General features: G+C 69.5%; 27 protein-coding genes. 14 read left to right on the top strand and 13 right to left on the bottom strand.

Annotated elements, in window-relative coordinates; genetic code table 11:
• Positions 1-27: 27 nt before the first annotated feature.
• The 3 genes from AB0E69_RS20450 to AB0E69_RS20440 form a co-directional block, all read right to left on the bottom strand.
• Positions 28-651, bottom strand: a complete 624-nt coding sequence (locus AB0E69_RS20450; protein WP_360147867.1) for an HhH-GPD-type base excision DNA repair protein — start codon at positions 649-651, stop codon at positions 28-30.
• A 1-nt stretch (position 652) separates the two neighbouring features.
• Positions 653-1,066 carry a universal stress protein gene (locus AB0E69_RS20445; RefSeq protein ID WP_360147864.1) on the bottom strand — a complete coding sequence of 138 codons (414 nt, stop codon included), beginning with the start codon at positions 1,064-1,066 and terminating at the stop codon, positions 653-655.
• 344 nt (positions 1,067-1,410) lie between these two features.
• Complete coding sequence (locus AB0E69_RS20440; protein WP_360147861.1) at positions 1,411-2,889, bottom strand: glutamate--cysteine ligase; 1,479 nt, start codon at positions 2,887-2,889, stop codon at positions 1,411-1,413.
• Positions 2,890-3,027: 138 nt separating this feature from the next.
• Between AB0E69_RS20440 and AB0E69_RS20435 the strand changes: the two genes are divergently transcribed.
• Both AB0E69_RS20435 and AB0E69_RS20430 read left to right on the top strand, forming a co-directional pair.
• Positions 3,028-4,383: a DNA polymerase IV gene (locus AB0E69_RS20435; RefSeq protein WP_360147858.1), complete on the top strand. Its 1,356-nt coding sequence runs from the start codon at positions 3,028-3,030 to the stop codon at positions 4,381-4,383.
• Positions 4,376-5,308, top strand: coding sequence for a hypothetical protein (locus tag AB0E69_RS20430; RefSeq protein WP_360147855.1), 933 nt, complete (start codon positions 4,376-4,378; stop codon positions 5,306-5,308). The genes AB0E69_RS20435 and AB0E69_RS20430 overlap by 8 nt, the downstream gene beginning before the upstream one ends.
• On the opposite strand, the gene ddaH is transcribed toward AB0E69_RS20430, so the two are convergent.
• Positions 5,277-6,038 (bottom strand): dimethylargininase, encoded by a 762-nt coding sequence (ddaH, locus tag AB0E69_RS20425; RefSeq protein ID WP_360147852.1) that lies wholly within the window; start codon positions 6,036-6,038, stop codon positions 5,277-5,279. The two genes, AB0E69_RS20430 and ddaH, sit on opposite strands and share 32 nt — an antisense overlap.
• Before the next feature lie 51 nt (positions 6,039-6,089).
• Between ddaH and AB0E69_RS20420 the strand changes: the two genes are divergently transcribed.
• Genes AB0E69_RS20420 through AB0E69_RS20410 form a run of 3 tightly spaced genes read left to right on the top strand, consistent with a single transcriptional unit; the run spans position 6,090 to position 8,281 of the window.
• On the top strand, positions 6,090-6,596 hold the full coding sequence (locus AB0E69_RS20420) for a hemerythrin domain-containing protein (protein WP_360147849.1): 507 nt from the start codon (positions 6,090-6,092) through the stop codon (positions 6,594-6,596).
• 9 nt (positions 6,597-6,605) lie between these two features.
• Positions 6,606-7,052: a hypothetical protein gene (locus AB0E69_RS20415; protein WP_360147846.1), complete on the top strand. Its 447-nt coding sequence runs from the start codon at positions 6,606-6,608 to the stop codon at positions 7,050-7,052.
• Positions 7,049-8,281, top strand: coding sequence for an MFS transporter (locus AB0E69_RS20410; protein ID WP_360147843.1), 1,233 nt, complete (start codon positions 7,049-7,051; stop codon positions 8,279-8,281). The genes AB0E69_RS20415 and AB0E69_RS20410 overlap by 4 nt, the downstream gene beginning before the upstream one ends.
• A 2-nt stretch (positions 8,282-8,283) precedes the next feature.
• Here the strand turns inward: AB0E69_RS20410 and AB0E69_RS20405 are convergent, their stop codons facing one another.
• From AB0E69_RS20405 to AB0E69_RS20385, 5 genes are read right to left on the bottom strand one after another with little or no spacing between them, the layout of a single operon-like run.
• Positions 8,284-9,015 carry an MBL fold metallo-hydrolase gene (locus AB0E69_RS20405; protein ID WP_360147840.1) on the bottom strand — a complete coding sequence of 244 codons (732 nt, stop codon included), beginning with the start codon at positions 9,013-9,015 and terminating at the stop codon, positions 8,284-8,286.
• The gene (locus AB0E69_RS20400) at positions 9,012-9,404 is read right to left on the bottom strand and encodes a YccF domain-containing protein (RefSeq protein ID WP_360147837.1); all 393 of its coding nucleotides are present in this window, start codon (positions 9,402-9,404) and stop codon (positions 9,012-9,014) included. Before AB0E69_RS20400 ends, AB0E69_RS20405 begins: the two co-directional genes overlap by 4 nt.
• Positions 9,401-10,504, bottom strand: a complete 1,104-nt coding sequence (locus AB0E69_RS20395; RefSeq protein WP_360147834.1) for an alpha/beta fold hydrolase — start codon at positions 10,502-10,504, stop codon at positions 9,401-9,403. The genes AB0E69_RS20400 and AB0E69_RS20395 overlap by 4 nt, the downstream gene beginning before the upstream one ends.
• Positions 10,476-11,612, bottom strand: a complete 1,137-nt coding sequence (locus tag AB0E69_RS20390; protein ID WP_360147831.1) for a saccharopine dehydrogenase NADP-binding domain-containing protein — start codon at positions 11,610-11,612, stop codon at positions 10,476-10,478. The genes AB0E69_RS20395 and AB0E69_RS20390 overlap by 29 nt, the downstream gene beginning before the upstream one ends.
• On the bottom strand, positions 11,609-12,502 hold the full coding sequence (locus AB0E69_RS20385) for an SDR family oxidoreductase (protein WP_360147828.1): 894 nt from the start codon (positions 12,500-12,502) through the stop codon (positions 11,609-11,611). The genes AB0E69_RS20390 and AB0E69_RS20385 overlap by 4 nt, the downstream gene beginning before the upstream one ends.
• A gap of 74 nt (positions 12,503-12,576) precedes the next feature.
• On the opposite strand from AB0E69_RS20385, the gene AB0E69_RS20380 reads away from it, so the two are divergent.
• The 5 genes from AB0E69_RS20380 to AB0E69_RS20360 all read left to right on the top strand — a co-directional run bounded on the left by AB0E69_RS20380 (position 12,577) and on the right by AB0E69_RS20360 (position 18,075).
• Complete coding sequence (locus AB0E69_RS20380; RefSeq protein ID WP_360147825.1) at positions 12,577-13,197, top strand: TetR/AcrR family transcriptional regulator; 621 nt, start codon at positions 12,577-12,579, stop codon at positions 13,195-13,197.
• Entirely contained in the window at positions 13,191-13,994 is an 804-nt protein-coding gene (locus AB0E69_RS20375; RefSeq protein ID WP_360147822.1) for an exodeoxyribonuclease III, read from the top strand. Before AB0E69_RS20380 ends, AB0E69_RS20375 begins: the two co-directional genes overlap by 7 nt.
• Before the next feature lie 28 nt (positions 13,995-14,022).
• Positions 14,023-14,748 carry a hypothetical protein gene (locus AB0E69_RS20370; protein ID WP_360147819.1) on the top strand — a complete coding sequence of 242 codons (726 nt, stop codon included), beginning with the start codon at positions 14,023-14,025 and terminating at the stop codon, positions 14,746-14,748.
• 10 nt (positions 14,749-14,758) lie between these two features.
• A complete protein-coding gene (locus AB0E69_RS20365; protein ID WP_360147816.1) occupies positions 14,759-16,846 on the top strand; it encodes a S9 family peptidase in 2,088 nt (695 codons plus the stop codon).
• Positions 16,847-17,115: 269 nt separating this feature from the next.
• Entirely contained in the window at positions 17,116-18,075 is a 960-nt protein-coding gene (locus AB0E69_RS20360) for a sigma-70 family RNA polymerase sigma factor (protein ID WP_360147813.1), read from the top strand.
• A 64-nt stretch (positions 18,076-18,139) separates the two neighbouring features.
• Here the strand turns inward: AB0E69_RS20360 and AB0E69_RS20355 are convergent, their stop codons facing one another.
• Together AB0E69_RS20355 and AB0E69_RS20350 are read right to left on the bottom strand one after the other, a co-directional pair.
• Positions 18,140-18,856, bottom strand: coding sequence for an HAD family hydrolase (locus AB0E69_RS20355; RefSeq protein WP_360147810.1), 717 nt, complete (start codon positions 18,854-18,856; stop codon positions 18,140-18,142).
• 43 nt (positions 18,857-18,899) lie between these two features.
• The gene (locus AB0E69_RS20350; RefSeq protein ID WP_360147807.1) at positions 18,900-20,075 is read right to left on the bottom strand and encodes a CPBP family intramembrane glutamic endopeptidase; all 1,176 of its coding nucleotides are present in this window, start codon (positions 20,073-20,075) and stop codon (positions 18,900-18,902) included.
• A gap of 69 nt (positions 20,076-20,144) precedes the next feature.
• On the opposite strand from AB0E69_RS20350, the gene AB0E69_RS20345 reads away from it, so the two are divergent.
• Positions 20,145-21,113 carry a Dyp-type peroxidase gene (locus AB0E69_RS20345; protein ID WP_360147804.1) on the top strand — a complete coding sequence of 323 codons (969 nt, stop codon included), beginning with the start codon at positions 20,145-20,147 and terminating at the stop codon, positions 21,111-21,113.
• A 3-nt stretch (positions 21,114-21,116) separates the two neighbouring features.
• On the opposite strand, the gene AB0E69_RS20340 is transcribed toward AB0E69_RS20345, so the two are convergent.
• Both AB0E69_RS20340 and AB0E69_RS20335 read right to left on the bottom strand, forming a co-directional pair.
• Positions 21,117-22,031 (bottom strand): hypothetical protein, encoded by a 915-nt coding sequence (locus tag AB0E69_RS20340; RefSeq protein ID WP_360147801.1) that lies wholly within the window; start codon positions 22,029-22,031, stop codon positions 21,117-21,119.
• 3 nt (positions 22,032-22,034) lie between these two features.
• Positions 22,035-22,952, bottom strand: coding sequence for a hypothetical protein (locus AB0E69_RS20335; RefSeq protein ID WP_360147798.1), 918 nt, complete (start codon positions 22,950-22,952; stop codon positions 22,035-22,037).
• A gap of 85 nt (positions 22,953-23,037) precedes the next feature.
• On the opposite strand from AB0E69_RS20335, the gene AB0E69_RS20330 reads away from it, so the two are divergent.
• From AB0E69_RS20330 to AB0E69_RS20320, 3 genes are read left to right on the top strand one after another with little or no spacing between them, the layout of a single operon-like run.
• On the top strand, positions 23,038-24,603 hold the full coding sequence (locus tag AB0E69_RS20330) for an ATP-dependent DNA ligase (protein WP_360147795.1): 1,566 nt from the start codon (positions 23,038-23,040) through the stop codon (positions 24,601-24,603).
• On the top strand, positions 24,596-25,270 hold the full coding sequence (locus AB0E69_RS20325; RefSeq protein WP_360147792.1) for a class I SAM-dependent methyltransferase: 675 nt from the start codon (positions 24,596-24,598) through the stop codon (positions 25,268-25,270). Before AB0E69_RS20330 ends, AB0E69_RS20325 begins: the two co-directional genes overlap by 8 nt.
• A 35-nt stretch (positions 25,271-25,305) precedes the next feature.
• Positions 25,306-25,890, top strand: coding sequence for a class I SAM-dependent methyltransferase (locus AB0E69_RS20320; protein WP_360147790.1), 585 nt, complete (start codon positions 25,306-25,308; stop codon positions 25,888-25,890).
• Positions 25,891-25,911: the final 21 nt, after the last annotated feature.

Here is a 25,911-nt window from a genome sequence, read left to right as displayed (position 1 = left end):
GTTCCTCGGTGCCGTCGAAGTACCGCCTCACCCGTTCCGTGTCTGCCGCAACGGCCGGGCCGCCACCACGCGCTGACGGACCAGCTGCTGCTCCTGCTTGAACTGCCGCACCTTGACCAGCGATGCCACGTCGATCACGTCCGCGACGGACTTGAACGCGCCGTCCTCGCCGTACGGCTCGGACGCCTCGCGCCACCCACGCGGCCGGACCTTCAACTGCTTGCCGAGCAGCGCGACGAAGATCTTCGCCTTCTGCGCGCCGAAGCCCGGCAGGGCCGACAGCCTGGCCAGCAGGTCGTCCCCGGACTTCACATCGGACCAGAGGGCCGAAGCGTTACCGGCGTACTGCTCGTCCAGGTGCTTGGCCAGGGTCTGGATCCGGGCCGCCATCGCGGTCGGGAACCGGTGCACGGCCGGCGGGCCGGCCACGATCTCGACGAACGCGTCCGGGTCGTAGTGCGCGACCGTGGGCGGGTCGAACGGGCCGGCCATCCGCTTCGAGATCGCCACCGGGCCCGCGAACGCGCGCTCCATCGGAATCTGCTGGTCCAGCAACATCCCGACCAGCAGGGCGAACGGATCTCTGCTCAGCATCTCGTCGGCGTCGGGCTGCTGCGCCAGGCACAGCTTCCTGCTGCGAGTCGAAGTCACCTCAGTCCTCCCCTTCGTCGGCCTTCACGGCCAGCACCGGACACGGCGCGTCGAGCAGCACCCGCTGCGCGTTGCTGCCGAGAATCAGCTTGCCGACCGGGGAGCGGCGCCGTAGACCGATCACGATGAACTCCGCGTGCACCTGCTCGGCGACGGCCACCAGGTCCTCCGCCGGGTCGAGCCCACGCACCAGCTGCCGCACCTCGTACGGCACACCGGTCGAGTCCAGCTGCTCCCGAACCTCTGTCAACGCGGCGTCACTCGCCTCAGCCTCGTCACTGTCGAAGCTGCGTCCACCCCGGTGCGAGTTCACCACCACCAGCTTCGCGTCGCGGAGCTTTGCTTCCTCCGCTGCCCGCCGAAGGGCCGCCCGGCCTTCCGCCTTCGGCACGTAACCCACGACGATGGTCGTCATCGCCCTGCCTCACCTCCGGGTGTCGTGTCGACCCGTCTCGAACGATACTGCCCCCGACCGTGGTCGGCATCCGCTGCCTTTGCACCTGTTGTGTCGCGGCGGTCACTGTCAGGTGTGACCGACTACTACCCCCAGTCGTCCGGTCTAACCTTTCGGTGGCCACACCTTTGCAGGGCTGTCACCCGACGCGCCACCCTTGTAGACCGGGTCGTTATCGAACTCGTCCTCCCCGTTGCCCAAGGCAAGTTCGCTTGGTTCCGTCGAGGGGACCCCGGTTCCACTCCGCACTGTCCAACGTTGTCGGTCGTTGTTCGTCGTTGTTGGAGTCGCCGGTGGTTGCCGGATCAGTCCACCGGCCACTGATGCACGGGCGTGTTGTCGTGCATATGGTCGGAGTACCGCCGGAGCATTCCGCGCAACGCGTCCCGCCGGCCGTGCGATCCCTTTGTATACAGTCGATGAAACTCGTCGGCCTGCCAGGACGCACCGTTGCGGTTGGTGAGGCAACGCTGCTCGATGATGCCCAGCAGACGGTCCCGCACGGCGGCGTCCACGCCCCATGCGTCCAGACCGCGAACCGCCAACGGCAGCAGGCGTCTGAGCACCAGCTCGGTCGCCCGTGCAGTCCCCACACCGGGCCAGAACACCTCGGCGTCGATGCCGTTGCGGGCGGCGTTGTGGAAGTTCTCCTCGGCGGCGCTGAACGACATCTGCGACCAGATCGGCCGCTCGTCGTCGGCGAGCGCGCGGACCAGACCGAAGTAGAACGCGCCGTTGGCGATCGTGTCGACGACCGTCGGACCGGCCGGCAGCACCCGGTTCTCCACGCGGAGGTGCGGCTTCTCCCGGACAACGTCGTACACGGGCCGGTTCCAGCGATAGATCGTCCCGTTGTGCAGCCGCAATTCCGAAAGAGCCGGCGTGTCGCCGCGGTCCAGCACCGCGATCGGATCCTCGGCCGACGTCACCGGCAGCAACGCCGGGTAGTACCGCGAGTTCTCCTCGAACAGGTCGAAGATCGAGGTGATCCACCGTTCACCGAACCACACCCGCGGCCGCACGCCCTGCGTCTTCAGCTCGTGCGTCCGCGTGTCGGCGGCCTGCTCGAACAACGCGATCCGGGTCTCCCGCAGCAGTTCCTTGCCGAACAGGAACGGCGAGTTCGCCCCGACCGCGAGCTGTACGCCGGAGATCGCCTGCGCGGCGTTCCAGTACCGCGGGAACGCCTCGGGCGTGACCTGGAGGTGGAACTGCGTCGACGTGCACGCCGCCTCCGGGACGATGCTGTCCGCGGTCACCTGCAGCCGCTCGACGCCGTCGATCGAGATCTGCACGTCCTCACCGCGGGCGGCGAAGATCTGGTCGTTGAGCAACGCGTACCGCGGATTGGTGCTGAGCGCTTCGCGGCGGATGTGCTCGGTCAGCAGCGTCGGCAGGATGCCGACCACCACCATCGACGAGCCGGTCCGGGCCGCCTTCTCCTCGGCCGCGTTCAGGCTGTCGCGGATGTTGGACTCCATCGTGTCCAGCCCGATGCCGTCGATCTGCCCGGGCGGCACGTTGATCTCGATGTTGAACTGGCCGAGCTCGGTCTGGAACGCGTCGTCCTCGATCGCGCTCAGCACCTCGGAGTTCTTGAACGCCGGGTCGTACCGCTCGTCGACCAGGTTCAGCTCGATCTCGATTCCGGTCATCGGGCGGTCCGGTGCGAACCTCGCCTCGCGCAGCATCCGCGCGAAGGCGTCGAGGTTGCGATGCACCTGCTCGCGGAACGCTGTCCGGTCCGCCCGGGTGAACTCGACCCGGTCGACTTCCTCACCCATTCGCGCCTCCCTGCGTGGCTCCTTCGCTCAGTGTGCCCGAAGGTGCCCGTCCGTGTGGTCCGCAATCGCGTGGTGGTCGGCAACGGATCTTTCCGCGACGGCTCAGGAACTGTCGGCGGCGCTTGGGACACTAGGGCTGTGCGTACGGATCCTTCGGTGCTGCATGTCGATCTGGACGCGTTCTTCGCGGCCGTCGAGCAGCGGGACAAGCCGTCGCTGCGGGGCAAGCCCGTGGTCGTCGGCGGGATCGGCCTGCGCGGAGTCGTCTCGACCGCGTCGTACGAGGCGCGCAAGTACGGCGTGCGCTCGGCGATGTCGACCGCGGAGGCGCGCTCGCGGTGCCCGCATGCGGCGTACCTGAGTCCCCGCTTCGAGGTGTACCGGAAGAGCAGCCAGGCGGTGATGGCCGAGATGCGGGCGCTGTCCCCGCTGGTCGAGCCGCTGTCCCTGGACGAGGCGTTCATCGATCTGGCCGCGAGCGGCCTGACCGGGCTGACCGTCGATGACGTGCAGGCGATCGCCGAGGACCTGAAGGACGCGATCCGGAAGGTGTCCGGCGGCCTGACCGCCTCGGTCGGTGCCGGTACGTCGAAGCTGATCGCCAAGATCGCTAGCGACCTGGACAAGCCCGACGGCGTGGTCGTCGTACCGGCGGGGACCGAGGCGGAATTCCTCGCGCCGATGCAGGTGACCGTGATCCCAGGTGTCGGGCCGGCGACCGCACAGCGACTCAGCATGGCCGGCGTGCGCACGGTGGCCGACCTGCAGCAGCTCGACGAGGACGAGCTGGTCCGCCAGATCGGATCGGCGCACGGCACCAGCCTGCATCGGCTGGCGATCGCGGCCGACGACCGTCCGGTGGTGAGCGACCGCGAGACCAAGTCGGTCAGCGTCGAGGACACCTTCGAGACGGACCTCATCGACCGCTCGCTGCTCGCCGCGATCAGCGACCGGATGGCCCACCGGGTCTCGGAGCGCCTGCAGAAGGCGCAGCTCTCCGGCCGGACGGTCACGGTGAAGACCCGGATGCACGACTTCACCACCCACACCCGCTCGTCGACGCTGGCCGGTCCGACCGACGACGCGCGGGTGATCGCGCGGGTTGCCCGCCGGCTGCTCGAGGACAGCGAGATCGGTGGCGGGATCCGGTTGCTCGGCGTCGGCGTGTCGTCCCTCGCCGACTGGATCCAGGACGACCTGTTCACCGACAGCGAGTCCGGCGACGCGCCCGTCGAGGTCGTCGAGCTGCCGTCCCGGCCGCGCGACCTGATCGGGTTCCACCCGGGCCAGGACGTCGTCCACCCCGACCACGGCCGCGGCTGGGTCTGGGGTTCCGGCCTCGGCCGGGTGACGGTCCGCTTCGAGACCGCGGACACCACGCCGGGGCCGGTCCGGACGTTCGCCGTCGACGACCCGGCACTGTCGAAAGTGGTCCACTCCGGGGTGGATGAAGACGCCGACGCCGAAAATGACCACAATGGGCCGGGTGAATGAGGAACGGCGGGGGGTCTACCCGTTCTGTGCGCGTTGCACCGCGGGGTCGGAGGCCTGGCGGGTGGCCGCGGGCGTAGGGCCGATGGGGAGCCGGTTCGTCGGGCACCGGGATGCCTGCGCGGACTGCGGCTCGCCGGTGCGCACGCTGTACCAAACCGTGTTGTGGATCCCGGTGGCGAAACGCGGGCGGTACCGGATCATCCCGACCGGCGGTCGCACGTACGTCGGCCGGCGGGTCATCGACGAGCAGGTCACAGCCGGCGTACGGCGGGAACCGGTGTCGGCGATCGTGAACCACCCGGAGCTCGACGGCGATCCGGCGTACCAGCAGGCCGAGGCGTTCTGGGCGGACAGCGAGCCGGGTCAGGCGTTGCCGTTCTACCAGTCCGTGCTGGTCGAGCGGGAGAAGGTGCTGGCGGCCGACGACCCGGCCACGCTGCGGGTGCGGCTGCGGGTCGCCCAGGGGATGCTGGCGACCGCGAACTACGGCCGCGCGATCGCGTGGTTCGAGTTGCTGACGCCGCAGCTGGCCGAGGTGTTCGGTCCGAACCACGAGCTGACGCGGTCGGCGGCCGAGGCGGTCACCGGCGCCCGGCTGATGGTCGGCGGCCCGAGGGCCGAGGCGCAACTGCTGACCGACATCGTTGCCGCGGACCAACACACGCCGGACGAAGCGCAGCTTCGACGCGACCGGGCCGCGTTGGGTAAGGCCTTGCTGGCGAGCGGCGAGATCCTTGCTGCGCTTGAGGTTCTGACCCGGACGGTCCGTGACTCGGTGCCCGGTCATCCCGATACGGCGGTCTACCGGTCGGCGGTGGTCGAGGCGTGCGAGATCGCCGAGGCGCGCGGCCGTAAGCGCGAAGTCGTTGCCATCGAGGCCGCGCGCGAGGTGCTCAGCCGCGCAGACGCACCGACAGACAAGTGACGCAGCCCTCGAGCTTCTCGAACTCGCTGATGTCGACCACCACCGGCGCATAGCCGAGCTCCGCGAACAACGCGGCCGACTTCGGTGCCGACGCGGCCATCAGCAGCCGGTCCTCCCCCAGCAGTACGACGTGCGCGCCGGACTCCTCGGGTACGGCGCGGAACCGCTCGAACGCCTCGGGCGCGTCGACGAGCGGCTCGTACCCGATCACGGTCCCGTCCGGCAACGCCGTGACCGCGGACTTGAGGTGCAGGACCTTGCGAACCGGCACCGAACGCACGTCGGCGCCCAGCGGCGCGAACGCCTCGCGCAGCTGGCGGATGCCCTCCGCGTTTGTCCGGCCGCCTTCGCCGATGTAGATGGTCGAGCCGATCTTGAGTACGTCGCCACCGTCGAGCGTGCCGGGATCGGCGATGCGCGTGATCCGGTAGCCCTGCGCCTGCACGGTCTCCGCTGCCGCGGCAGCTTCCGGTCGGCGCTCGTCGGCGCCGGCGCGGGCGATCACCGCGAGGTCGCCGTACACGACCATCGTGTCCTCGATGAACACGCTGTCGGGGCACTCCTCGATCGGCGGCACCTCGACCGTGGTCCAGCCGGTGCTGTGCAGCGCATCGACGTACAGCTGCCACTGCCGGATCGCGAGCTCTACGTCGACGGGCTGCCGCTCGATATGGGTGACGAGCCCCTCGGCGAGGCGGGCGCCTGGACGGCGGATGAGCGCGGTGGGCATGGCCGCAGGGTAGCCGGGGTACCAGGACGCATCCGAGAGAGGAGTCGATGAATGCCGAAGATCCTGCCGGCGACCGGTGGTGACGTGGTCGAGATCATTCTGGCCGACCACAGGTGGTTCGAGGAGGCGCTGCGTGAACTGCGCGACGTGCGCAGCGACCGCGCCGCCGTGCTCGCCGACCTGGCCACGGTCCTGATCGCGCACGCGGAGGCCGAGGAGTCCAAGGTCTACCCCGCGCTGCGCCGCAAGGACGCGATCGACGCCGACGAGGTCGAGCACTCCGAGCACGAACACGACGAGGGCAACGAGGCGTTGCTCGAGCTGATGGAGGTCGAGGACACGAGCAGCGAGGAGTTCAGCTCCAAGCTGCACGAGCTGTCGGAGGCGCTGACCCATCACCTCGACGAAGAGGAGCGCGACGTCCTCAACCCGGCGCGGACCGACGTCACGGAAGAGGTACGCCGGACGCTCGGCGACGCGTTCGCCGAGGAGCGGGCCCGGTTGATCGAGTCTGGGTGCGGCGACATCGCCAACGTCCGCAAGATTGTGAACAACTAAGCTTCGTGGATGGACGAGCTCACGGCGCAGGTCGAGGTGGGAGTCGGGCCGGACGTGGCCTTCCGGCTGTTCACGGACGAGTTCGGTGACTGGTGGCCGCGGGAGTTCTCCTGGTCCGGCGCCGACCTGCTGGAGGACATCGGCCTGATGGCCGGCGTGCTGTACGAGGTCGGTCCGAACGGTCTGCAGTGGGACTGGGGCCGCGTGCTCGCCTCCGAGCCCGGCCGGCGGTTCCGCTTCAGCTGGCAGATCGGCCCGGACCGCGTGCCGATCCCCCGCACCGAGGACGCCACCGAGGTCGAGGTCACCTTCACCGCTGGCCTGGTGCACGTCACCCACCGCGGCTGGGAACGCCACGGTGACGCCGGCGCCGACTACCGCAACAGCTTCACCGAGGTATGGCCCCACGCCCTGGGCAGGTTCGCGAAGTACGCCGCGGCTCGCGCCAAAGTGTGACCGGCCTCCTGCAGCACCGCGGCTTCGTCAAGTTCTGGGTGGCCGATGCCGTGTCGATGGTGGGGTCGGCGGTGACCGGGCTGGCGTTGCAGGTGGTGGCGGTGGTCACGCTGAAGGCGTCGGGGACCGAGGTCGGGATTCTCAACGCGGCGCGGTGGGTGCCGTACTTGTTGTTCGGGCTGGTTGCCGGTGTGATCGTCGACCGGTACCGGCGGAAGCCGTTGCTCGTCGGGGCGGACTTCGCGCGGGCGGTCGTGCTGGCTGTCATCCCGGTGGCGGCGGCGTTCGACGTACTGACGCTGCCGCTGCTGATCGCTGTGGTGCTGGTGTTCGGGACGCTGTCGTTGGCGTACGACGCTGCGCACCAGTCGTTCCCGCCGTCGTTGGTGCCGGCTGACCTCCTGATGCCGGCGAACTCGCGGCTCGAGCAGTCGGCCGCAGTGGTACAGACCGGTGGCCCGGTGCTCGCCGGGGCGCTGATCAAGCTGCTCACCGCACCGGGCGCGATCCTGGTCGACGCGGCGTCGTACCTGGTGTCGGGGTTGCTGCTGGCGACGGTCCGGCCGCGGACCGAGGAAGTTGCCAGGGGCACCGATCAGCCGCGGCACCTGGGCCGGGAGATCCGCGAGGGACTGCGGTGGGTGTACCGGAGCAGCACGCTCGGGCCGCTCGCGGTGACCTCGCATGTGTGGTTCGTCTTCCAGGGTCTGCTGACGACCGTGTACGTGCTCTTCGTCCTCAACACGCTCGCGTTGGGCGCCTTCTGGCTCGGCGTAATCTACGCCTTCGGCGGGGTCGGGTCGGTGATCGGCGCGACCGCGTCCGGCTGGGCGGGACGCCGGTTCGGCGTCGGGCCGGCGATCATTGCCTGCCGGTGGGTTGCGCCGGTCGCCTATCTCACCGCGCCGCTGGCCGGCGACACCACTTTCGGCATCGTTCTACTGTGCGCCGGCCAGTTCGTGTTCGGGATCTCGCTCGGCGTCGACAGCCCGATCGAGCTGAGCTACCGCCAGTCGATCACGCCGAGCTCTCTGCTCGGCCGGATGAACGCCACCATGCGGTCCCTCAACCGCGCCGCGATCGTCGTCGGCGCTCCGGTCGGCGGCCTCCTCGCCGACCACTTCAGCACCCGCACGGCGCTGTGGGTCGGCGTCGCCGGGATGGTCGTCCAAGCCGTCCTGCTGACCCGCTCCGACTTCCGCCACGCCCGCCTCACCCCGGCGCCCTGAGCTCAGAGCGGTACGACGAGACCTTCCTCGGCCGCGATCACTTCGCCGTCGAACTCCCGGCCCGCCTCAGCGACCGAGATGGAACGATCCGACCCGGGCCAGAAGTGCGTCAGCAACAACCGCCGCGCGCCCCTTGCTCCCCGGGCTGCTTCGGTCGCCGTCATCACATAACGGGGTTCGGTCTGTGGGGCCTCCCCCTGCAGCGTCGCATCCGACACCACCAGGTCAGTCCCCTCGGACAACCGGTGAAGAAGCGGTGACGGTCCACTGTCACCGGTGTACGCAAGCGACACGCCCGGCGCCGTCAAGCGCACCCCGAGATTCGTCTTGTAGTGCGGCAGCTCCACAGTCTCCACCGCGAACGGCCCGATCCGGGTCGTGCTCGCGAGCTCGTGCACGGCGAACACCTCTCCCGGATCAGGCGAGGGCTCGAGTGCTCGCAGTACCTCCAGGGTCCCGGGCGTGCAGTGCAGCGGAACGGGTGGCGCGTCCGGCGCCTCGTAGTACCGCACCCGGGCCAGCGCGCTGACATCTACACAGTGATCCGGGTGTTGGTGCGTCACCACAACCGCGTCCACTTCACCCTTCGGGCAGTACGAGAGCAGTCGCGGCAGCGTGGCGTAGCCGAGATCGAGGACCACCCGGAAGCCGTCGTACTCGACCAGGAATCCGGCACACGCCCGCCCGGCCTCCGGCCAGGCGCCGCACGAACCGAGAACGGTGAGCGACCTCACCGGACCGCGAACGGCTGGTCGGTCGGAACGATCTGCTTGCCCAGCGGCAGCAGCGAGACCGGGATCAGCTTGAAGTTCGCGACGCCCAGCGGGATGCCGATCACGGTGACGCACAACGCGATCCCGGTGACCAGGTGGCCGAGCGCGAGCCACCAGCCGGCGAAGACGATCCAGATCAGGTTCCCGAGCAGCGCACCCGCGCCGGCCGTCGGCTTGTCCACCACGGTCCGCCCGAACGGCCAGAGCGTGTACCCGGCGATCCGGAACGAGGCGATGCCGAACGGGATGGTCACGATCAGCACGCAGCAGATGATGCCGGCGACGGCGTACCCGACGGCCAGCCAGAACCCGGCCAGCACCAGCCAGATCAGGTTGAGAAGCGTCTTCATGCCTCCAAGCCTGCCACCCTGCGGGTGTGCTCCCGCACCAGCCGGGCAACTTCTCCGGGGTTGTTCCGGGGCATCCAGTGGCCGCCCCTGACCACCTCGACGGTGCTGTTCGGGGCCCACCTGGCGATGTCGGTCTGGAGCGCGGTGGTGACGAAGGGATCGCGCTCCGGTGCTACCGCCAGCACTGGCACGGCGGTACGGCGTTCCTCCGGCCGGATCAGGTGTTTGAGGACGTTGGCGCGGTAGAGCTTGATGCCGTTGGTGTAGTCGGTGAGGTTGCGGTCTGCTGCGGTTTGGGGTTCCAGGCGGTTGAAGGCTCGGTGGGCCCAGCCGCTGCGCCATCCCAGCTCCGGTAGCCAGGGGAGGTGGAAGTAGAAGATGTACCAGGAGTGGATGAGCTGACGGAGGGTGTTCTTGGTGGGGCGGCGAATGGAGTACCCGGCGTGATCGAGTGATGGCCCTGAAATGGAGATGAAGGAAGCGATGCGGGCCTGCAGGGCGGGGTTGGTGATGGGGTGCCAGGCCTGGATCGAGCCCCAGTCATGGGCCAGCACATGCACCGGCCGCGCCGCGACCCCAGCCGCGCGGGGAGACGGCGCCGATGCACCGGCGGGCGGCCCAGGTGCACCGGCGGGCGGCTCGGGTGCACCGGCGGGCGGCTCGGGTGCACCGGCGGCTGGCTCGGGTGCACCGGCTGGCTCAGGTGCACCGGCGGCCGGCTCGGGTGCACCGGCGGCCGGCTCAGATGCACCGGCGGCCGGCTCAGATGCACCGGCTGGCTCAGATGCACGGGAGGGTGGCTCAGGTATCCCGGGAAGCGGTTCTGGGGCGACGTGGTTGAGGACTGCTTGGAAGTCTTCTTGTAAGCGGTTCAGGGTGTACGCGGACGTGGTGCTGGGGTGGTCTGATTCGCCGGCACCGCGGACGTCGTAGGCGACTACCTGGAAGTCGTCAGCGAGCAGTTCTGCGACAGGAGCCCACAGAGCCGCGTTGTCTGGGTAGCCGTGGATGCACAGCAGGATCGGGCCGGCGCCTGGATACGTGTAGACAGCGAGGCGGGTGCCGTCGAGGCTAGTAACTGTCGACTTCGAGGGTGGCAAAGGTCATCCCCGCTCTCATCAGTCGCTCCCGGAGTGCGGGACCGAGCGCCGCGGCGGTCGTGGTCTGGCCCGCCGTTTCGGGGAGATCGTCGAGCGCCAGGCACAGAGCGCTCTCCCCCAGCATCTTCGCGGTCTCGTCGTACCCGGGATCGCCGCCGGCGACCTCGGTGACCACCTGCTTCCCACCGCCGCGCCCGACGAACCGCGCGTTGAACCACGACCGCGCCCGCTGCTCGGCGCTCGGCCCATCCCCCGGCTGCAGCCGGTTGAGCAACGCCTTCCGGGCCGGCGGGATCTGCGCGGCGGTGGCCAGCAACGCGACCGCGCCGATTCCACCCGCCATCATCGGCAGCCGGTTGAAGGCCGCATAGTGCGAGTAGCGGAAGTCGGGCCCGTAGCGGTCGAGCAGGCGGCCGGAGTACGCGACGATCTGCGGATCGACCGTCGGCAGTGGAACCGCCCAGAACCCTTGCTGGCGGTGGATCCGGCCCGGCACCGCCCGGGCCTTGCGGCCGATCGGCGGGTGCTCGGCCTGACGCCGGGCGCGATGCGCGTCCAGGTTCTGCTTCGGCCGGGAGAACGCCGTGATCGCGGTGTGGAACGTACCGCCCGAGAAACGCCCGCCGGCCCGCAGCAGCCCGTCGACCTGGATCGGCACGTTCTCCGGCAACTGCTCGACGGTGTACTGCACGCCGAGGTCGTACGGGATCGAGTCGAAGCCACACGCGTGCACCAGCCGCGCACCGGTCTGCGTCGCGCGTTCGTGGTACCGGACGTACATCCGGTCGACGAACTCGGGCTCGCCGGTGAGATCGAGGTACCCCGTCCCGGCCTCGGCGCACGCGGCGACGAGCGGCTCGCCGTACTGGATGTACGGACCGACCGTCGTGGCGACGACCTTCGTCGCCTCCGCCAGCACGCGCATCGACGCCGCGTCGGTCACATCCGCCTGCAGCACGTCCTTCCTGAACACCTCGAGCTTCTGCTTGTTGCGTCCGGCAACGGCCCACTTCAGCCCGGCCGGCGCGTTCTTCTGCAGGTACTCCGCGGTCAGCGCCCCGGTGAACCCACTCGCGCCGAGCAGGACCACGTCGTACTCGCGGCTCACCGGCCCGCGACCTTCGCAGCGTCGGCCCGGCCGCCCGCACCGGTCGCCTGCGACGATGCAGCCGCACCCCGCGCCTGTACGTCGGCCAGCGCCGCCGCGTCCGCCTTCGGCACGCTGAACCGCGAGCCGAGCTCGATGAAGTGCGGGATGACCCAGCGGAAGATCTTGAGCACGCCGATCCACTCCGGCACGTGCACGGTCCGCGACCGCTTCCTGATCCCGTCGGCGAACTTGTCCACCGCGAAGTCCAGCGGATACGTCTTGCTCGTCAGTGGCGTCCCCGTCCGGACCTTCCCGAACACCGGGTGCTCGTCCGCGCCGCGGACCATGTCGGTGTCGACGAACGTCATGTGCGCCACGCCGACCCGCACGCCGAGGTGCTTCAGCTCCGGCCGCAAGGTGTCGCCCATCGCCTCGACGCCGGCCTTCGCCGCGTTGTACGCCGAGAGTCCGGGGACGTGCACGATCGCCGCCAGCGACGACACGAGCAGCAGGTAGCCCTTGCTCTCCAGCAGGTACGGCAGCGTCAGGTGCGTCGTACGCCAGACGCCCAGCAGGTCGACCTCGAGCACCCGCTCCCAGCTCGCCGGGTCCATGCTCCGGGCGAAGCCGGGTGCCGCGATGCCGGCGTTCGCCATCACCACGTCGATCCGGCCGTACCGCGCAGCCGCTCCCTCGACCGCGGTACGCAGCGACTCGGTATCGCTGACGTCGGCCTCCCACCAGCCGGCGTCCGGGCCGCAGTCCTCGGCGACCTGCTTCAGCTCGTCCGGCTCCAGGCCGACCAGGGCGAGGGTGGCGCCTTCGGCGGCGAGATTCCGGGCCACCGCGGCACCGATCCCGCGGGACGCGCCCGTGATGAGGACGACTTGACCACGCATCGGACGCATCGAGTACCTCCAGCTTGTTGAGTGGATACTCAACAGTAAGTGCTTGTTGACCGATTACTCAATAGACTGTCGGTATGACCCAGACCTCGTCCGCCCGGCTGCGGCCGGACCAGCGGCGCGCGCAGATCCTCGCGGCCGCGCGCCGGGTCCTGGTCGCGGACCCGCACCGGGAGCTGACGGTCGAGCTCGTCGCCGCGGAGGCCGGCGTCTCCCCCGCCCTGCTGTTCCACTACTTCGGCTCGAAGAAGAAGTTCCAGTACGCCGTGATCGAGGAGGCCGCCGCGGAGGTCATGCTGCGGACCGCCCCGGACCCCTCGCTCCCCCCGGACGAGCAGCTCCGCTCCGGGATCCGTGCATTCGTGCGCGCCGTACTCGAAGCCCCGCAGCTCTACCGCGCCACGCTGCTGATGTCCGCCGCGGGCGATCCCGAGATCCGCGCGCTGCACTCCCAGTTGCGGCAGGTCTTCAGCCAGTGGGTGATCAGCGCGGTCGCGCAGAGTGGAACCGAGATCACCCCGGTCGTCGAGCTCGCCTGCCACGGCTGGCAGGGTTACGTAGAGCAAACCCTCCTGGCCTGGATCGACACCCCGACCGTCTCACCAGAGGACCTCGAACACCTCTGCGAGCGGTCCCTCGACGCGATCCTCACGACGACCTCCGGCGGCACGCCAGAGGGTAAGGTTCCGGCGTGCTGACGGTTGCCACGGTGAATGTGAACGGGATCAGGGCCGCGTTCCGGCGCGGGATGGGCCCGTGGCTCTCGGACACGGACCCGGATCTGCTGCTGATGCAGGAAGTCCGCGCATCGGACGACGTACTGCGAGAGCTCCTCGGCGGCGACTGGAATCTCGCGCACGCCGAACCCTCGCTCGACGGGCACAAGGGCCGCGCCGGAGTCGCCGTCGCGAGCCGGCGGCCGATCAAGGACGAGCGGGGTGAGATCGGCCCCGAGCGGTTCGCCGGCTGTGGGCGCTGGGTCGAGGCGGACGTGGTGCTCGACGACGGGAGGACGTTGACCGCGGTGAGCACGTACGTGTTCACCGGCGAGTTCGAGACGCCGCCGCGGCAGGAGGAGAAGTACGCGTTCCTCGACGCGATCACGGCCCGGCTGACCGAGTTGCGCGCCGACGGCCGGCACGTGCTGATGTGCGGCGACCTCAACATCGCGCACCGCGAAGAGGACCTGAAGGCGTGGAAGGCGAACCGCAAGAAGAGCGGCTTCCTGCCCGACGAGCGGGCCTGGATGGATCGTTTGTTCGCGGCCGGCTGGGTCGACCTCGGCCGTCGCTTCGGCGGTGACGGACCCGGGCCGTACTCGTGGTGGTCGTGGCGCGGCAAGGCGTTCGACAACGACGCGGGCTGGCGGATCGACTACCAGATCGCCTCCCTCGAGCTGGCCACCGCGGCCACGAGCTGCGCGGTCCACCGAGCCCCGACGTACGCCGAGCGCTGGAGCGACCACGCCCCAGTGGTCGCAACGTACGGCGTCTGACGGACCCTCCGTCCCCTACCGTGGCGCCATGCCCGCAGATCCCCCCTTCGTCCTGCCCGTCCCCGACGTCACCCGCGCGCTCCACGACAGCCTCGAGCTGTATCTGCCGAGCACCGCGGACCCCGCTCCGGCAGTGCTTCTCGTCCATGGCGTGCCTTACTCGGCGGAGGGCCGATCGCTCCCCAGCGCGTGGCAGATCTACCAGGGCTATGCGAGCCAGCTGGCCGACCGTGGATGCGTTGCCACCACGGTCGACCACAGCCCCGACGGTCTGCCGGACGACGACCGGTCCAACGCCGCGCTGGCCGCGGCGATCGATTCTCTGCGAACCCATCCCCGCGTGGACGGGGACCGCGTCGCGCTCTGGTTCTTCTCCGGGGCCGGTCCACTCGCCTCGGCATTCCTGCGGCGTCCGCCGTCCTGGCTGCGGTGCGTCGCGCTGACGTATCCGGTTCTCGGCGACTCCGAGTTGGTCACGGTGCGGGGTGTGCACCCGGTCGAGGCGGTCAAGGGCGCCGGCGCGTTGCCGCTTGTGATCACCGTCGTGGGCCGGGAGCTTCCGGACGTGGCGCCGACGCAGCCGCCGTTCGTCGAGGCGGCGCGGGCCGCGGGGGCCGAGCTCACGCTCATCGAGGTGCCGGAGGGGCGGCACGGGTTCGACGTACTCGATCACACCGAGGAGTCGCGTCAGGCCGTGGTCGCGGCGCTGTCGGCGGTGACTATCTCGGTGGGCGCTGAGACGGCACACGGGTAGTCTCGCGAGCATGTCCGAGACTTCTTCTTCTCCGGTCCCGCCCGTCGCCGCGCGGAAGCCGATCGAGCGTACGCATCACGGCGACACCTTCGTCGACGACTACGAGTGGCTGCGGGACAAGACCGACGAGAACGTGCTCGAGTACCTGCGGGCCGAGAACGCCTACACCGAGGCCCGCACCGCGCACCTCGAATCGTTGCGTGAGGCAATCTTCAAGGAGATCTCGGACCGGACCCTGCAGACCGACCTGAGCGTCCCGGCGCGGCGCGGCGGCTACTGGTACTACTCGCGCACGATCGAGGGCAAGCAGTACGCGCTGCACTGCCGGGTCAAGGTGGACGGTGACCAGCCGCCCGCGACCGACGGCGAGATCGCCGGCGAAGAGGTGATGCTCGACGGCAACGAGGTCGCCGGCGACTCCGAGTTCTTCTCGATGGGCACCGTCGACGTCTCCCCCGACGGCCGCCTGCTCGCGTACTCCGTCGACCTCAAGGGCGACGAGCGGTTCACGCTGCGGGTCAAGGACCTGGACACCGGCGAACTGCTGCCGGACGAGCTGCCCGAGGTGGCGTACGGCTCGGCATGGTCCGCGGACAGCTCGACGATCTTCTACACGAAGGTCGACGACGCGTGGCGCCCGTACCAGGTCTGGCGGCACACCCTCGGCGATAGCAGCGACGACGTGCTGGTGATGGAGGAGACCGACGAGCGGTACTGGCTCGGCGTCGACCTGACCCGCAACGAGCAGGCCTTGATGATCTCGCTCGGCAGCAAGCTGACCAGCGAGGTCTGGCTGCTCGACGCGAACGACCCGACCGGCGAGTTCACCGTGGTCGCGCCCCGCCACGAGGGTGTCGAGTACGACGTCGAGCACGCCGGCGACCGGCTCCTGATCACGCACAACGCCGACGCCGCGAACTTCTCGCTGGCGTCCGCACCGCTCGACTCCCCCGGCGACTGGACGACTCTGATCGAGGGCGACGAGACCAGCCGCCTGCTCGGCGCCGACGCGTTCGCGGAACACGTCGTGCTGTACCGGCGCCGCAACGCGCTCACCGAGCTCGCGATCATGCGCCGTACCGACGACGGTTTCGGTGCGCCCGAGGTGCTCGAGTTCGAGGAGCCGATCTACACGGTCAGCCCCGGCCGGAACGACGAGTGGCACGACACCCGCTACCGCTTCGGCTACACCTCGCTGGTCACGCCGACCTCGACGTACGACGTGGACGTGACGACCGGCGAGCGGCGACTGCTCAAGCAGCAGCCGGTCCTCGGTGGTGTCGACCTCGGCAACTACGTGCAGTACCGGGAGTGGGCGACCGCGTCCGACGGGACCAAGGTGCCGATCTCGATGGTGGCCCGCAAGGACGTCGCCAAGGACGGCAACGCTCCGGTCCTGCTCTACGGGTACGGCTCCTACGAGCACTCGATCGACCCGTCGTTCTCGATCCCGCGGCTGTCGCTGATCGACCGCGGCGTGGTGTTCGCGATCGCCCACATCCGCGGCGGCGGCGAGCTCGGCCGGCACTGGTACGACGACGGCAAGATGCTCACCAAGCGGAACACGTTCACCGATTTCATCGCCTGCGCGGAACACCTGGTGACGGCGGGCTGGACCAGGCCGGAACGGATCGTCGCCCGCGGCGGCAGCGCCGGCGGACTGCTGATGGGCGCGGTCGCGAACCTCGCTCCGCAGGCGTTCGCCGGAATCGTCGCCGAGGTGCCGTTCGTGGACGCGCTGACGACGATTCTCGACCCGTCGCTGCCGTTGACCGTGATCGAGTGGGAGGAATGGGGCAATCCGCTCGAGGACCCGAAGGTCTACGAGTACATGAAGTCCTACGCGCCGTACGAGAATGTCAGCGCGCAGCAGTACCCGCGGATCCTCGCGATCACGAGCCTGAACGACACCCGGGTGTTCTTCGTCGAACCGGCCAAGTGGGTGGCGAAACTCCGGGCCACCGCGACCGGTGACGTCGACGTGCTGCTGAAGACCGAGATGGACGCCGGTCACGGCGGCCGCAGCGGCCGGTACGACGCCTGGCGCGAGCTCGCGTTCTCGATGGCCTGGGAGCTGGACACCCTCGGCCTGAGCTGAGCACCAGACCCACCGCTGGGAATAAGTGCCTCCGAACGTGTGTTGTGCAACACATTCGGGGGCACTGCGACGCCTGATTTCTGGACCGATTCTCAGCCTTCGCCCGGCGGGTTGCCGCGAATAACGCCGGGTACTGGCGGGACACCGGTTTCCGGCGCGGATTCGCTGCCGGGAACTCTCAGGGAACGTTCAGGGTGTTTACACATCCGTCCTGGAATCTTGAACCCTACTCGAGCGTTGCTCTCCATGTAACGACGAAGGGAGTTTCGGTGGCTCGCACAGCTCGTGTCCGGAGCATGGACGACGGTATCGACGGCAAGGACAGCGTCGGTCTCTACCTCGAAGAGATCGCACGTACGCCTCTGCTGACGGCTGAGGAAGAGGTCGAGCTCGCTGAGACGGTCGAGGCAGGACTCCTGGCGGAGCAACTGCTGGCCGAGGGGCGGGTTGGACGAAAGAAGGGCGGAGCGCCCAAGTATGCGTCGGAGGAGGAGTTGGAGTGGCTGGCCGATGAAGGCCGGCGCGCCCAGCAGCGGTTCGTGACCGCGAACCTCCGGCTGGTGGTGTCGATCGCGCGCCGCTACGGACGTTCCCAGATGCCGCTGCTGGACCTGGTCCAGGAGGGCAACACGGGACTGATCCGCGCGGTGGAGAAGTTCGACTACCGGAAGGGATTCAAGTTCTCGACGTACGCGACCTGGTGGGTGCGGCAGGCCATCACCCGCGGTATCGCGCAGCAGGCCCGCGTGGTCCGGCTGCCGGTGCACGTGGTGGAGCAGCTGAACCAGATCGGGTCCGCGCGGCGCACGCTGGAGCGCAAGCTCGGGCGAGAGCCGGAGATCGACGAGATCGCGGCCGAGCTCGGCCTGGACGAGGAGCGGGTCACCGAACTGATCCGCATCGGCCGGGACCACATCAGCCTGAACAGCCCGGTCGACGACGAGGGTGAGACCTCGCTGGGTGACCTGATCGCGGCCGAGACCGCGCCGGGTCCGGACCAGCTGGTCGCCGACGCGTCGGACCGCTCGGGCCTGTTCAGCCTGGTCGACCAGCTCGACCCACGGTCGGCGGACGTGATCCGTCGCCGGTACGGCCTGCACGACGGCCGGCAGGCCAAGCTGGCCGACATCGGCGCGGTGCACGGCATCTCCGCCGAGCGGGTCCGGCAGATCGAGCGCGAGGCCCTCGGCAGGCTTCGACTGCTCGCGGACCCGACCCTCGCCGCGTAACAAACCGACTCCGAAACCCCTCGAGGACCCCTGAGCCTGATCGGCTCGGGGGTCCTTTCGGTTGTCAGGCAGCGGCCGCGTTCCAGGAGTCGATCAGGCCGGGCAGCTCGGACAGCCGCTGGACGGTCGCGTCCGGCGTACCCTCCGTGTGGCCGATCTGCTCGGTCGGGATCGCGCTGTGCGGGAAGTGCGCGGCCCGCATGCCCGCGTTCTGAGCGCCCCACACGTCGTCGAAGAGCCGGTCGCCGACGAACAGGCAGCGGGCCGGGTCGGACACGCCAACGGCCGCCATCGCGGCCAGGAACGCCTCCTTGTGCGGCTTCGTGTACGGGATCTCGCTGGTGTAGACCGCGCCGTCGATCAGGTCGAGAACGCCGTCGCGCGCGAAGAGCTCCTCGTGCCGCCGCCGCGACCACAGCGTGTTTGACAGCACACCAACCTTCAGTCCTCGGGCCCGCAGCGCCTGCAGGGTCTCGATCGCGTCCGGCTCGAGCTCGGTGTGTGGATCCCACTGCCGCTCGTACTCCGTCAGCGCCGCCGGGGTCAGCTCCACCTCGGCGAGCAGGCACACCTCTTCCAGCGTGCTGCTCAGGTGCTCGTCCCGCGACCGGCGCCAGACGGACCCCTCGGCCGCGACCAGACGAGCCGCCACCTCGTCGGGCTCGGGGACGTCGAGAACTCCGGTCACCGCGCGCCAGGCGGTCAGCAGGTCGATGTCGTGCCAGGTTGCCAGCGTGCCGCCCCAGTCGAACAGGACGGCCTCGATCTTCACGTTCGTCACGCGGACAACCCTGACAGACCGCACCGACAGTTCTCGCCTGGTTTTAACGGCTGCGCGTCGCGACCTCTTGTTTACGGGCGAGGAACAGCACCGCGAACGCGAAAACCACCAAGGCGGGCACGTCGGAGAGCAGCAGTGTCCACGGCGCGCCGCCCTGGTCGTCCCAGGTGTCCAGCCGACCAGTTGCCGCAGGCAACAAGAAGGCGAACAAGTTGTTCAGCACGTGGACCGCGATCCCGGCCTCCAGTCCCCCGGTCTTCACCGCGAGCCAGCCGACCGTGGCGGCGAACAGGAAGATGTCGACCATCGCCCAGCCCGTGTACCCGTGCCCGGCGACGAACGCCGCGCCGCCGACCACGATGCCGGGCCACGGCGAGCGGAAGACGACCCGCAGCCAGCGCGCCTTGCCCTCGGCGCTGTCCGAGCCGTACGCGCCGACCGCCTGGATCAGCCAGCCGCGGAACACGAACTCCTCGGCCGCGGACTGGAACGGGACGAGGACCAGGATCACCAGCGCCGGTACGACGAACGCGCCGAACCCGGGCCAGTGGCCGCTGTCGCCGCTCGAGTCGTCGGTGGGGAGGACCGCGCTCACGAGGATGCTGAGGCCGTACGACACCACGACGTACCCCGCGCCGGGGAGGCAGCACCAGAGCAGCCAGCGCCAGCGGATCTTGTTCAGGACCGAGGCGACGCTGAACCACGGGCGGCGCTGAACGAGCCAGGCGCTGAGCACGACCAACGGGGTGAGGATGCCGAGCGAGACCAGCGTGAGGGCGAGGTTCTCGGTGTCGCTGGGGAAGAAGTCGGAGCCGCTGGAGGTGCTGAAGTCGTCGCCGGCGATGGCGGTGTGGGCGATCGTCCAGACGATCAGGACGACGACGAGCACGATGAAGCCGGTCGCGCCCAGGAACAGCGTGCCGACGAGCGGCCGCCACCAGGTGTGCTTCGCGGTCCGGGCGAGGCGGTGGAACGGCGTACCGGGCACGGCCGGGACGGTCCTCGGCTCGCGGACGGCGAACTGGCCCGGGTACGGCGCCGGCGCACCCCACTGCTGCTGGTACGGTCCCGGCGGCGGGTAGCCGGCAGGTGGTGGGTAGCCCGCCGGTGGCGGCGGGTAGGCAGCCGGGGGTGGTGGGTAGCCCGCTGGCGGCGGGTACTGCGGCGGCTGCGAATATGGGCCCGGTGGTGTGGGCGGCCCGGGTTGTTGCGGGTCCATGACTGGACTCTAGAAGATCCGGCCAAGAAGTTGTTGCTGGTTGTCGCTGGTCGACGGAGGGAGAACACGGTGGTTACGGAACCGATGACTGGCGGAGGCCCGGCGACGCGCGCGCTGCCGCAGTCCGTGCTGATGCCGTTGAGCGGTTCGGCCATCTTCCTGGTGGTGCAGATCCGGCCGGGTGGCGAGGCGACGGCCCGCGACCTCCTCGAGCGGATGAACGGCCTGGTCCGTTCGGTCGGCTTCCGGGTGCCCGCGGGCAACCTGTCCTGCGTCACCAGCATCGGCTCGGACGTGTGGGACCGACTGTTCGCCGGTCCGCGGCCGGCTGAGCTGCACCCGTTCATCGAGCTCAAGGGCTCGACGCACGGCGCACCATCGACGCCGGGTGACCTGCTCTTCCATATCCGGGCCGCGCACCAGGACCAGTGCTTCGAGCTGGCCAGCCAGATCATGAACATCCTGGACGGCGCCGCGACGGTCGTCGACGAGGTGCACGGCTTCAAGTACTTCGAGATGCGCGACCTGCTCGGCTTCGTCGACGGCACCGAGAACCCGACCGGCTCCGAGGCCCAGGACGCCGTCCTGGTTGGCGCCGAGGACCCGGAGTTCGCCGGCGGCAGCTACGTGATCGTGCAGAAGTACCTGCACGACCTGAAGGCGTGGAACGCGCTCACGGTCGAGCAGCAGGAGGCCGCGGTCGGCCGGACCAAGCTCGAGGACATCGAGCTCGACGACGACGCCAAGGCGCCCAACTCGCACCTCACGCTGAACGTCGTCGAGGATGCCGACGGCAACGAACTGAAGATCGTCCGGGACAACATGCCGTTCGGCACCGTCGGCACCCAGGAGTTCGGCACCTACTTCATCGGGTACGCGAAGACGCCCACGGTGACCGAGCTGATGCTCCGGCGGATGTTCATCGGCGAGCCCGAAGGCACCTACGACCGGTTGCTCGACTTCTCCACCGCGGTCACCGGGACGCTCTTCTACACGCCGACGGCAGGCTTCCTCGACGACCTGCCGCCGGCTCCGTAGCTGCTACTCGCCGAACACCTGGTCGTCGACGTAGCTCTGCCAGGCGAAGGTGACCGGCTCGTTGAACGTGGCCGGCACCTTGCCGAGGCTCTTGATCACGGTCGACGTGCCGTTGGCGTGCCCAACCGCGTACAGGTTGCCGGCGCCGGTGTCCTTGTCGACGCCGAGCAACAGCGTGCCGTAGTTGCCGCAGCGGCTGGTCAGCAACGTCTCGAAGCCCTGCCAGGTGCCGCTCCGTACCTGCTTGACCACAGGCTTCAGCGGGGACGTCAGCGGCAGGTGAATCGTGTAGAGCGCGCCACTGCGAGTCGTGGCCAGCAGCGTGTCGTACGTCGACGTCCGGCTGAGCAGCGCCACCGACTTGACCGCCGCGAAGCCCGGCGCCGAGCCGGCTGCCCGCCAGACGGGCTTGCCGTTGGTCAGTCCGACGTTCCAGCGGAACAGGGTGCCGTCGTTGCGCAGCGCGTAGGTCCGCTCGGGGCCGTCGGCCGACCGGGACCGGGTCAGCGTGTGGAACTGGTCCCAGCCACCACCGATCCGGGTCAGGTCGGTGCTCTTGACCGCACCGCCGGTGCCCTTCGTGGTCGAGATCCCCACGCTGAACAGTGCACCACCGCTGACGATGTACCCCGTCAGCAAGGTCTCGTCACCGAAGTCGTCGTCCCAGACCCATTCACTGCTCAGGCCGACCGCGCGAGCGCCGTACGGGTTCTTGGCCATCGTCGACGTCGGCTTCACCGTGATCGGTGCGGTGGCGTTGACGTACCGGTCGACGTAGTCCTTACCTGTGGTCCAGGCACCGGCCTGGAGGTAGCAGGCCTTGGCAGTCACGGCGGGCGCTGCGCCCGCAGTACCGGTCGCCGTGAGGACGGGCGCAGCGAGCAGCAGGCCCGCTGCGGCCGCGATGGTGCGTCGCACGATTCATTCTCCGTTCAGTGGGTCGCTGGCCCACGGGACCGCGGTCCAGCGGAAGTAGACCGGGTCGTTGAAGGTTGTCGGCACCTTGCCGAGGCCGTTGATGACCGTGGACGAGCCGGTCGCATGGCCGACGGCGTACAGGTAGCCGGTCTTGGTGTCCTTGTCGATGCCGAGCAGCATGGTCCCGTACTGGCCGCACCGCTCCGCGACCAGGCTCTCGAACCCCTGCCAGGTGCCAGGCCGGATCTGCTTCACGATCGGCTTCAGCGGCGACGTTACCGGGATGTGGATCGTGTAGAGCGCACCGCCGCGGGTGTTCGCGATGAACGTGTCGTAGGTGCGCGTCTGGCTGATCAGCGCCATCGTCTTGACCGCGCCGAAGCCGCCGTACGACCCGTCCGCCTTCCACCCGTCCTTCCAGCGGAACAGGGTGCCGTCCTCGCGCAGCCCGTAGTAGTGGGTGTGCGCCACACCGCCCGGCTGGGCCCCTTCGTCGTACTGGGAGCGCTCGAAGTACGTGAACTGGTCCCAGCCGGCGCCGATGCGGGACAGGTGCAGGCTCTCGTCCTGGACGGCGCCGATCTGGTACTGGCCAGCGTACATGGTCGCGTTGAGCACGACGTAGCCGGAGTACAGGGTGTCCTGCGGTACCTCGGGCTCGGCGGTCCAGGTGCTGTGCAGGCGGGTGATACCCGGGGTGAACCGGGCCTTCGCGACCACACCTTTCTGGGAGGCGGTCGGTGGGTTGCCTGCGGTGATGCCCTGGGACAGGTGGTCGCCGTTGGCGTTGACCGAACCCAGCCCGAGGCTGCAAGCGGCAGTGGCCTGGGCCGTGCCGGTGGTGTGTGCGTGTGCGGGTACTGCGGTGACCAGTGGTGCGAGCAGCGCGAGCGTGGCGGCTGCGGCGGTGCGACGGGACATCGATTCCCTCCTCGATGGGGACCCTCTTGCCCAGCTCGATGCAGGTGCCTCCGGGAAAGTTGTGCAGACCGGAAATGTCGGTGGGATGGGCGAGACTGGGGAGATGTTGCTGCTCTCCGAGGTGGTCGAGACGTCGGCCGCGCTGGCCGGGACCCGGTCGCGGTTGAAGAAGGCCGAGTTCATCGCTGCCCTGCTGACCAAGGCGACCGAGCTCGCCGATACCGAGCTTGTCGTGATCTACCTGTCCGGCGAGCTGCGGCAGCGGCGGACCGGGGTGGGGTGGCGGACGCTGATGGACGCACCCGAGCCCGCCGCGACGCCTTCGTTGACGATCCAGGAGGTCGACCAGGCCTTCGCCGAGCTGGCCGAGATGTCCGGCGCCGGCGTGCAGGCGCGGCGGCGAGCGGCGGTGGATGCGCTGTTCGTCCGGGCGACGGCCGACGAGCAGCGGTTCCTCCGGCAGCTGGTCGGTGGTGAGCTGCGGCAGGGCGCGCTCGACGGAGTGATGGCCGATGCGGTGGCTCGGGCCACGGGCATTCCGTTGGACAAGATCCGGACCGCGACGATGCTGCGCGGTGCGGCCGCGCCGGTCGCGGTCGCCGTACTGACCGAGGGCGAGGCCGGGCTGGCGCAGTTCGGGCTGGAGGTCGGGCGGGGCGTGCAGCCGATGCTGGCGCAGTCGGCGGCCAGCGTGGAGGAGGCGTTCGGCAAGACCGGGACGCCGGCCGCGCTCGAGTGGAAGCTGGACGGGATCCGGATCCAGGTGCATCGCAACGGCGACCAGGTCGTGGTGTACACCCGGACGCTGGACGACATCACCGGCCGGGTGCCCGAGGTGGTGACGGCCGTGCTCGCGCTCGACGCGCGGCAGGTCGTGCTCGACGGCGAGCTGATCGCGTTGCGGGCGGATGGTCGGCCGGAGGCGTTCCAGGTGACCGGTTCGCGGACGGCGACGCGGGCGGCGACCGGTCCGGAGTCGGTGCCGCTGACGCCGTACTTCTTCGACATCCTGCATCAGGACGGCGAGGACCTGCTCGGGCTCGACGGCGCGGCCCGGCATGAGCGGCTGTCCAAGCTCGTGCCCGAGGAGCGGCGGATCCCACGGTTGGTGACCGACGACGCCGCGGCCGGGCAGGCCTTCTTCCTCGATGCCGTCCGGCGTGGGCACGAGGGCGTGATGGTGAAGTCGTTGACCGTGCCCTACGAGGCGGGCCGGCGCGGGTCCGGGTGGGTGAAGGTGAAGCAGACGCACACGCTCGACCTGCTGGTGCTGGCGGCCGAGTGGGGTCATGGGCGTCGTACCGGCTGGCTGTCGAACCTGCATCTCGGGGCGCGGGACGAGGAGACCGGCGAGTTCGTCATGCTCGGGAAGACGTTCAAGGGGCTGACCGACGAGCTGCTGAAGTGGCAGACCGAGCGGTTCCAGGAGCTCGAGGAGCGGCGCGACGACTGGACGGTGTACCTGCGGCCGAAGATCGTCGTCGAGATCGCGTTCGACGGCGTGCAGACCTCGCCGCGGTACCCGGCCGGCATGGCGCTGCGGTTCGCCCGGGTGATCCGGTACCGCGACGACAAGCGGCCCGCCGACGTTGATACCGTGCAAGCCGTGCGAGCGATCCACGAAGGCGCTGGGGAGGAGTCCGATGGCTGAGGATCCCGACGTGGCGTCCCGCCGGATCGCGAAGGAGTCGCTCGACCGCGACGACCCGAGCGGCTGGTTCGAGCACCTGTACTCCGCTGCTTCCGAGGGTCAGGCCGTCGTGCCGTGGGACCGCGGTACGGCGCACCCGATGCTGCTGGAGTGGGTCGAGGAAGCCCAGCCGGAGGGGAACGGGAAGACCGCGCTCGTGGTCGGCGCCGGGACGGGCTGGGACGCGGAGCTGATCGCGGACTGCGGGTATGTCACGACCGCGTTCGACATCTCCCCCACCGCGATCGAGACGGCCAGGTCGAACCACCCGGACTCGAAGGCGCACTACCAGGTGGCGGACCTGTTGGCTCCGCCCGCCGAGTGGCGCCACGCTTTCGACCTGGTCGTCGAGATCTACACCGTGCAGGCGCTGCCGATCGCCCTGCAGTCGCAGGCCATCAAGCAGGTCACCGAGCAGGTCGGCCCCGGCGGCACGCTCCTGGTCATCGCCGCCGCCCGCCCCGACGACGTTCCCGACGAGGACGTCCAAGGCCCACCCTGGCCGCTGACCCGAGCCGCCATCCAGTCCTTCACCGCCCCAGACCTACGCCTCATCCAACTGGTCCAGTCCCCCAGCCCCACCGACCCGACCATCCTCCGCTGGCGCGCCGAATACCTCCGCGACTGACCCACGCTGGACCCACGCTGGACTACCGTCACCGGGTGGACCTACCAGAGCTCGTCCTCCGAGCCCACGCAGCCGCCGCTGACGTCGCCATGCCCCTCACCCGAGACGGCACCGGCCCATCGTGCAGCCTGCCCGGAGTCGGCCGTTTCCTGGCCGTTCTCGCGGCCGGCTGCGTCGGTGGGACGATCGGCGAGCTCGGTACGGGCGTCGGCGTCGGAGCGGCCTGGATGGCGTCGGCAATGCCGGCGGACTGCACACTCGTCACGGTAGAACTCGACCAAACCCGCGCAACCGCCGCCCACCGCGTTTTCGCCGACGACCCCCGCGTCGAGGTGGTCCGCGGCGACGCCCTCACGGTCCTCTCAACGAGAGCGCCGTACGACCTGCTCTTCGCCGACGGCGGCACGGCCGAAGCCCCAACGCTGGTCGATCTCCTGCGGATCGGCGGCCGCATCGTGTCCGACGACGTCACCCCGCTGGACCTGCTCCCGGCCGACTCACCCTTCCGGACGAACGACGCGAAGCGCGAGTTCTACTTCGGCGAACCTCGCCTGATCTCCACCGAAGTCGTCCTCCCGGACCGCCAGAACTCCCTCCTGGTGGGCACCCGCGTCAGGTAGGTCTCGGAGACAGATACCCCG

This window comes from Kribbella sp. NPDC026611, from assembly GCF_040638345.1.
Classification (GTDB): domain Bacteria; phylum Actinomycetota; class Actinomycetes; order Propionibacteriales; family Kribbellaceae; genus Kribbella.
Note: the sequence above shows the minus strand (reverse complement) of the source record. Positions and strands in the feature narration are given on the sequence as shown.

Coding starts and splice junctions, on each gene's coding strand:
- AB0E69_RS20445 (WP_360147864.1), bottom strand. CDS start 1,066: ATGACGACCATCGTCGTGGGTTACGTGCCGAAGGCGGAAGGCCGGGCG.
- AB0E69_RS20440 (WP_360147861.1), bottom strand. CDS start 2,889: ATGGGTGAGGAAGTCGACCGGGTCGAGTTCACCCGGGCGGACCGGACA.
- ddaH (WP_360147852.1), bottom strand. CDS start 6,038: ATGCCCACCGCGCTCATCCGCCGTCCAGGCGCCCGCCTCGCCGAGGGG.
- AB0E69_RS20420 (WP_360147849.1), top strand. CDS start 6,090: ATGCCGAAGATCCTGCCGGCGACCGGTGGTGACGTGGTCGAGATCATT.
- AB0E69_RS20415 (WP_360147846.1), top strand. CDS start 6,606: ATGGACGAGCTCACGGCGCAGGTCGAGGTGGGAGTCGGGCCGGACGTG.
- AB0E69_RS20400 (WP_360147837.1), bottom strand. CDS start 9,404: ATGAAGACGCTTCTCAACCTGATCTGGCTGGTGCTGGCCGGGTTCTGG.
- AB0E69_RS20385 (WP_360147828.1), bottom strand. CDS start 12,502: ATGCGTCCGATGCGTGGTCAAGTCGTCCTCATCACGGGCGCGTCCCGC.
- AB0E69_RS20380 (WP_360147825.1), top strand. CDS start 12,577: ATGACCCAGACCTCGTCCGCCCGGCTGCGGCCGGACCAGCGGCGCGCG.
- AB0E69_RS20370 (WP_360147819.1), top strand. CDS start 14,023: ATGCCCGCAGATCCCCCCTTCGTCCTGCCCGTCCCCGACGTCACCCGC.
- AB0E69_RS20365 (WP_360147816.1), top strand. CDS start 14,759: ATGTCCGAGACTTCTTCTTCTCCGGTCCCGCCCGTCGCCGCGCGGAAG.
- AB0E69_RS20350 (WP_360147807.1), bottom strand. CDS start 20,075: ATGGACCCGCAACAACCCGGGCCGCCCACACCACCGGGCCCATATTCG.
- AB0E69_RS20335 (WP_360147798.1), bottom strand. CDS start 22,952: ATGTCCCGTCGCACCGCCGCAGCCGCCACGCTCGCGCTGCTCGCACCA.
- AB0E69_RS20330 (WP_360147795.1), top strand. CDS start 23,038: ATGGGCGAGACTGGGGAGATGTTGCTGCTCTCCGAGGTGGTCGAGACG.
- AB0E69_RS20325 (WP_360147792.1), top strand. CDS start 24,596: ATGGCTGAGGATCCCGACGTGGCGTCCCGCCGGATCGCGAAGGAGTCG.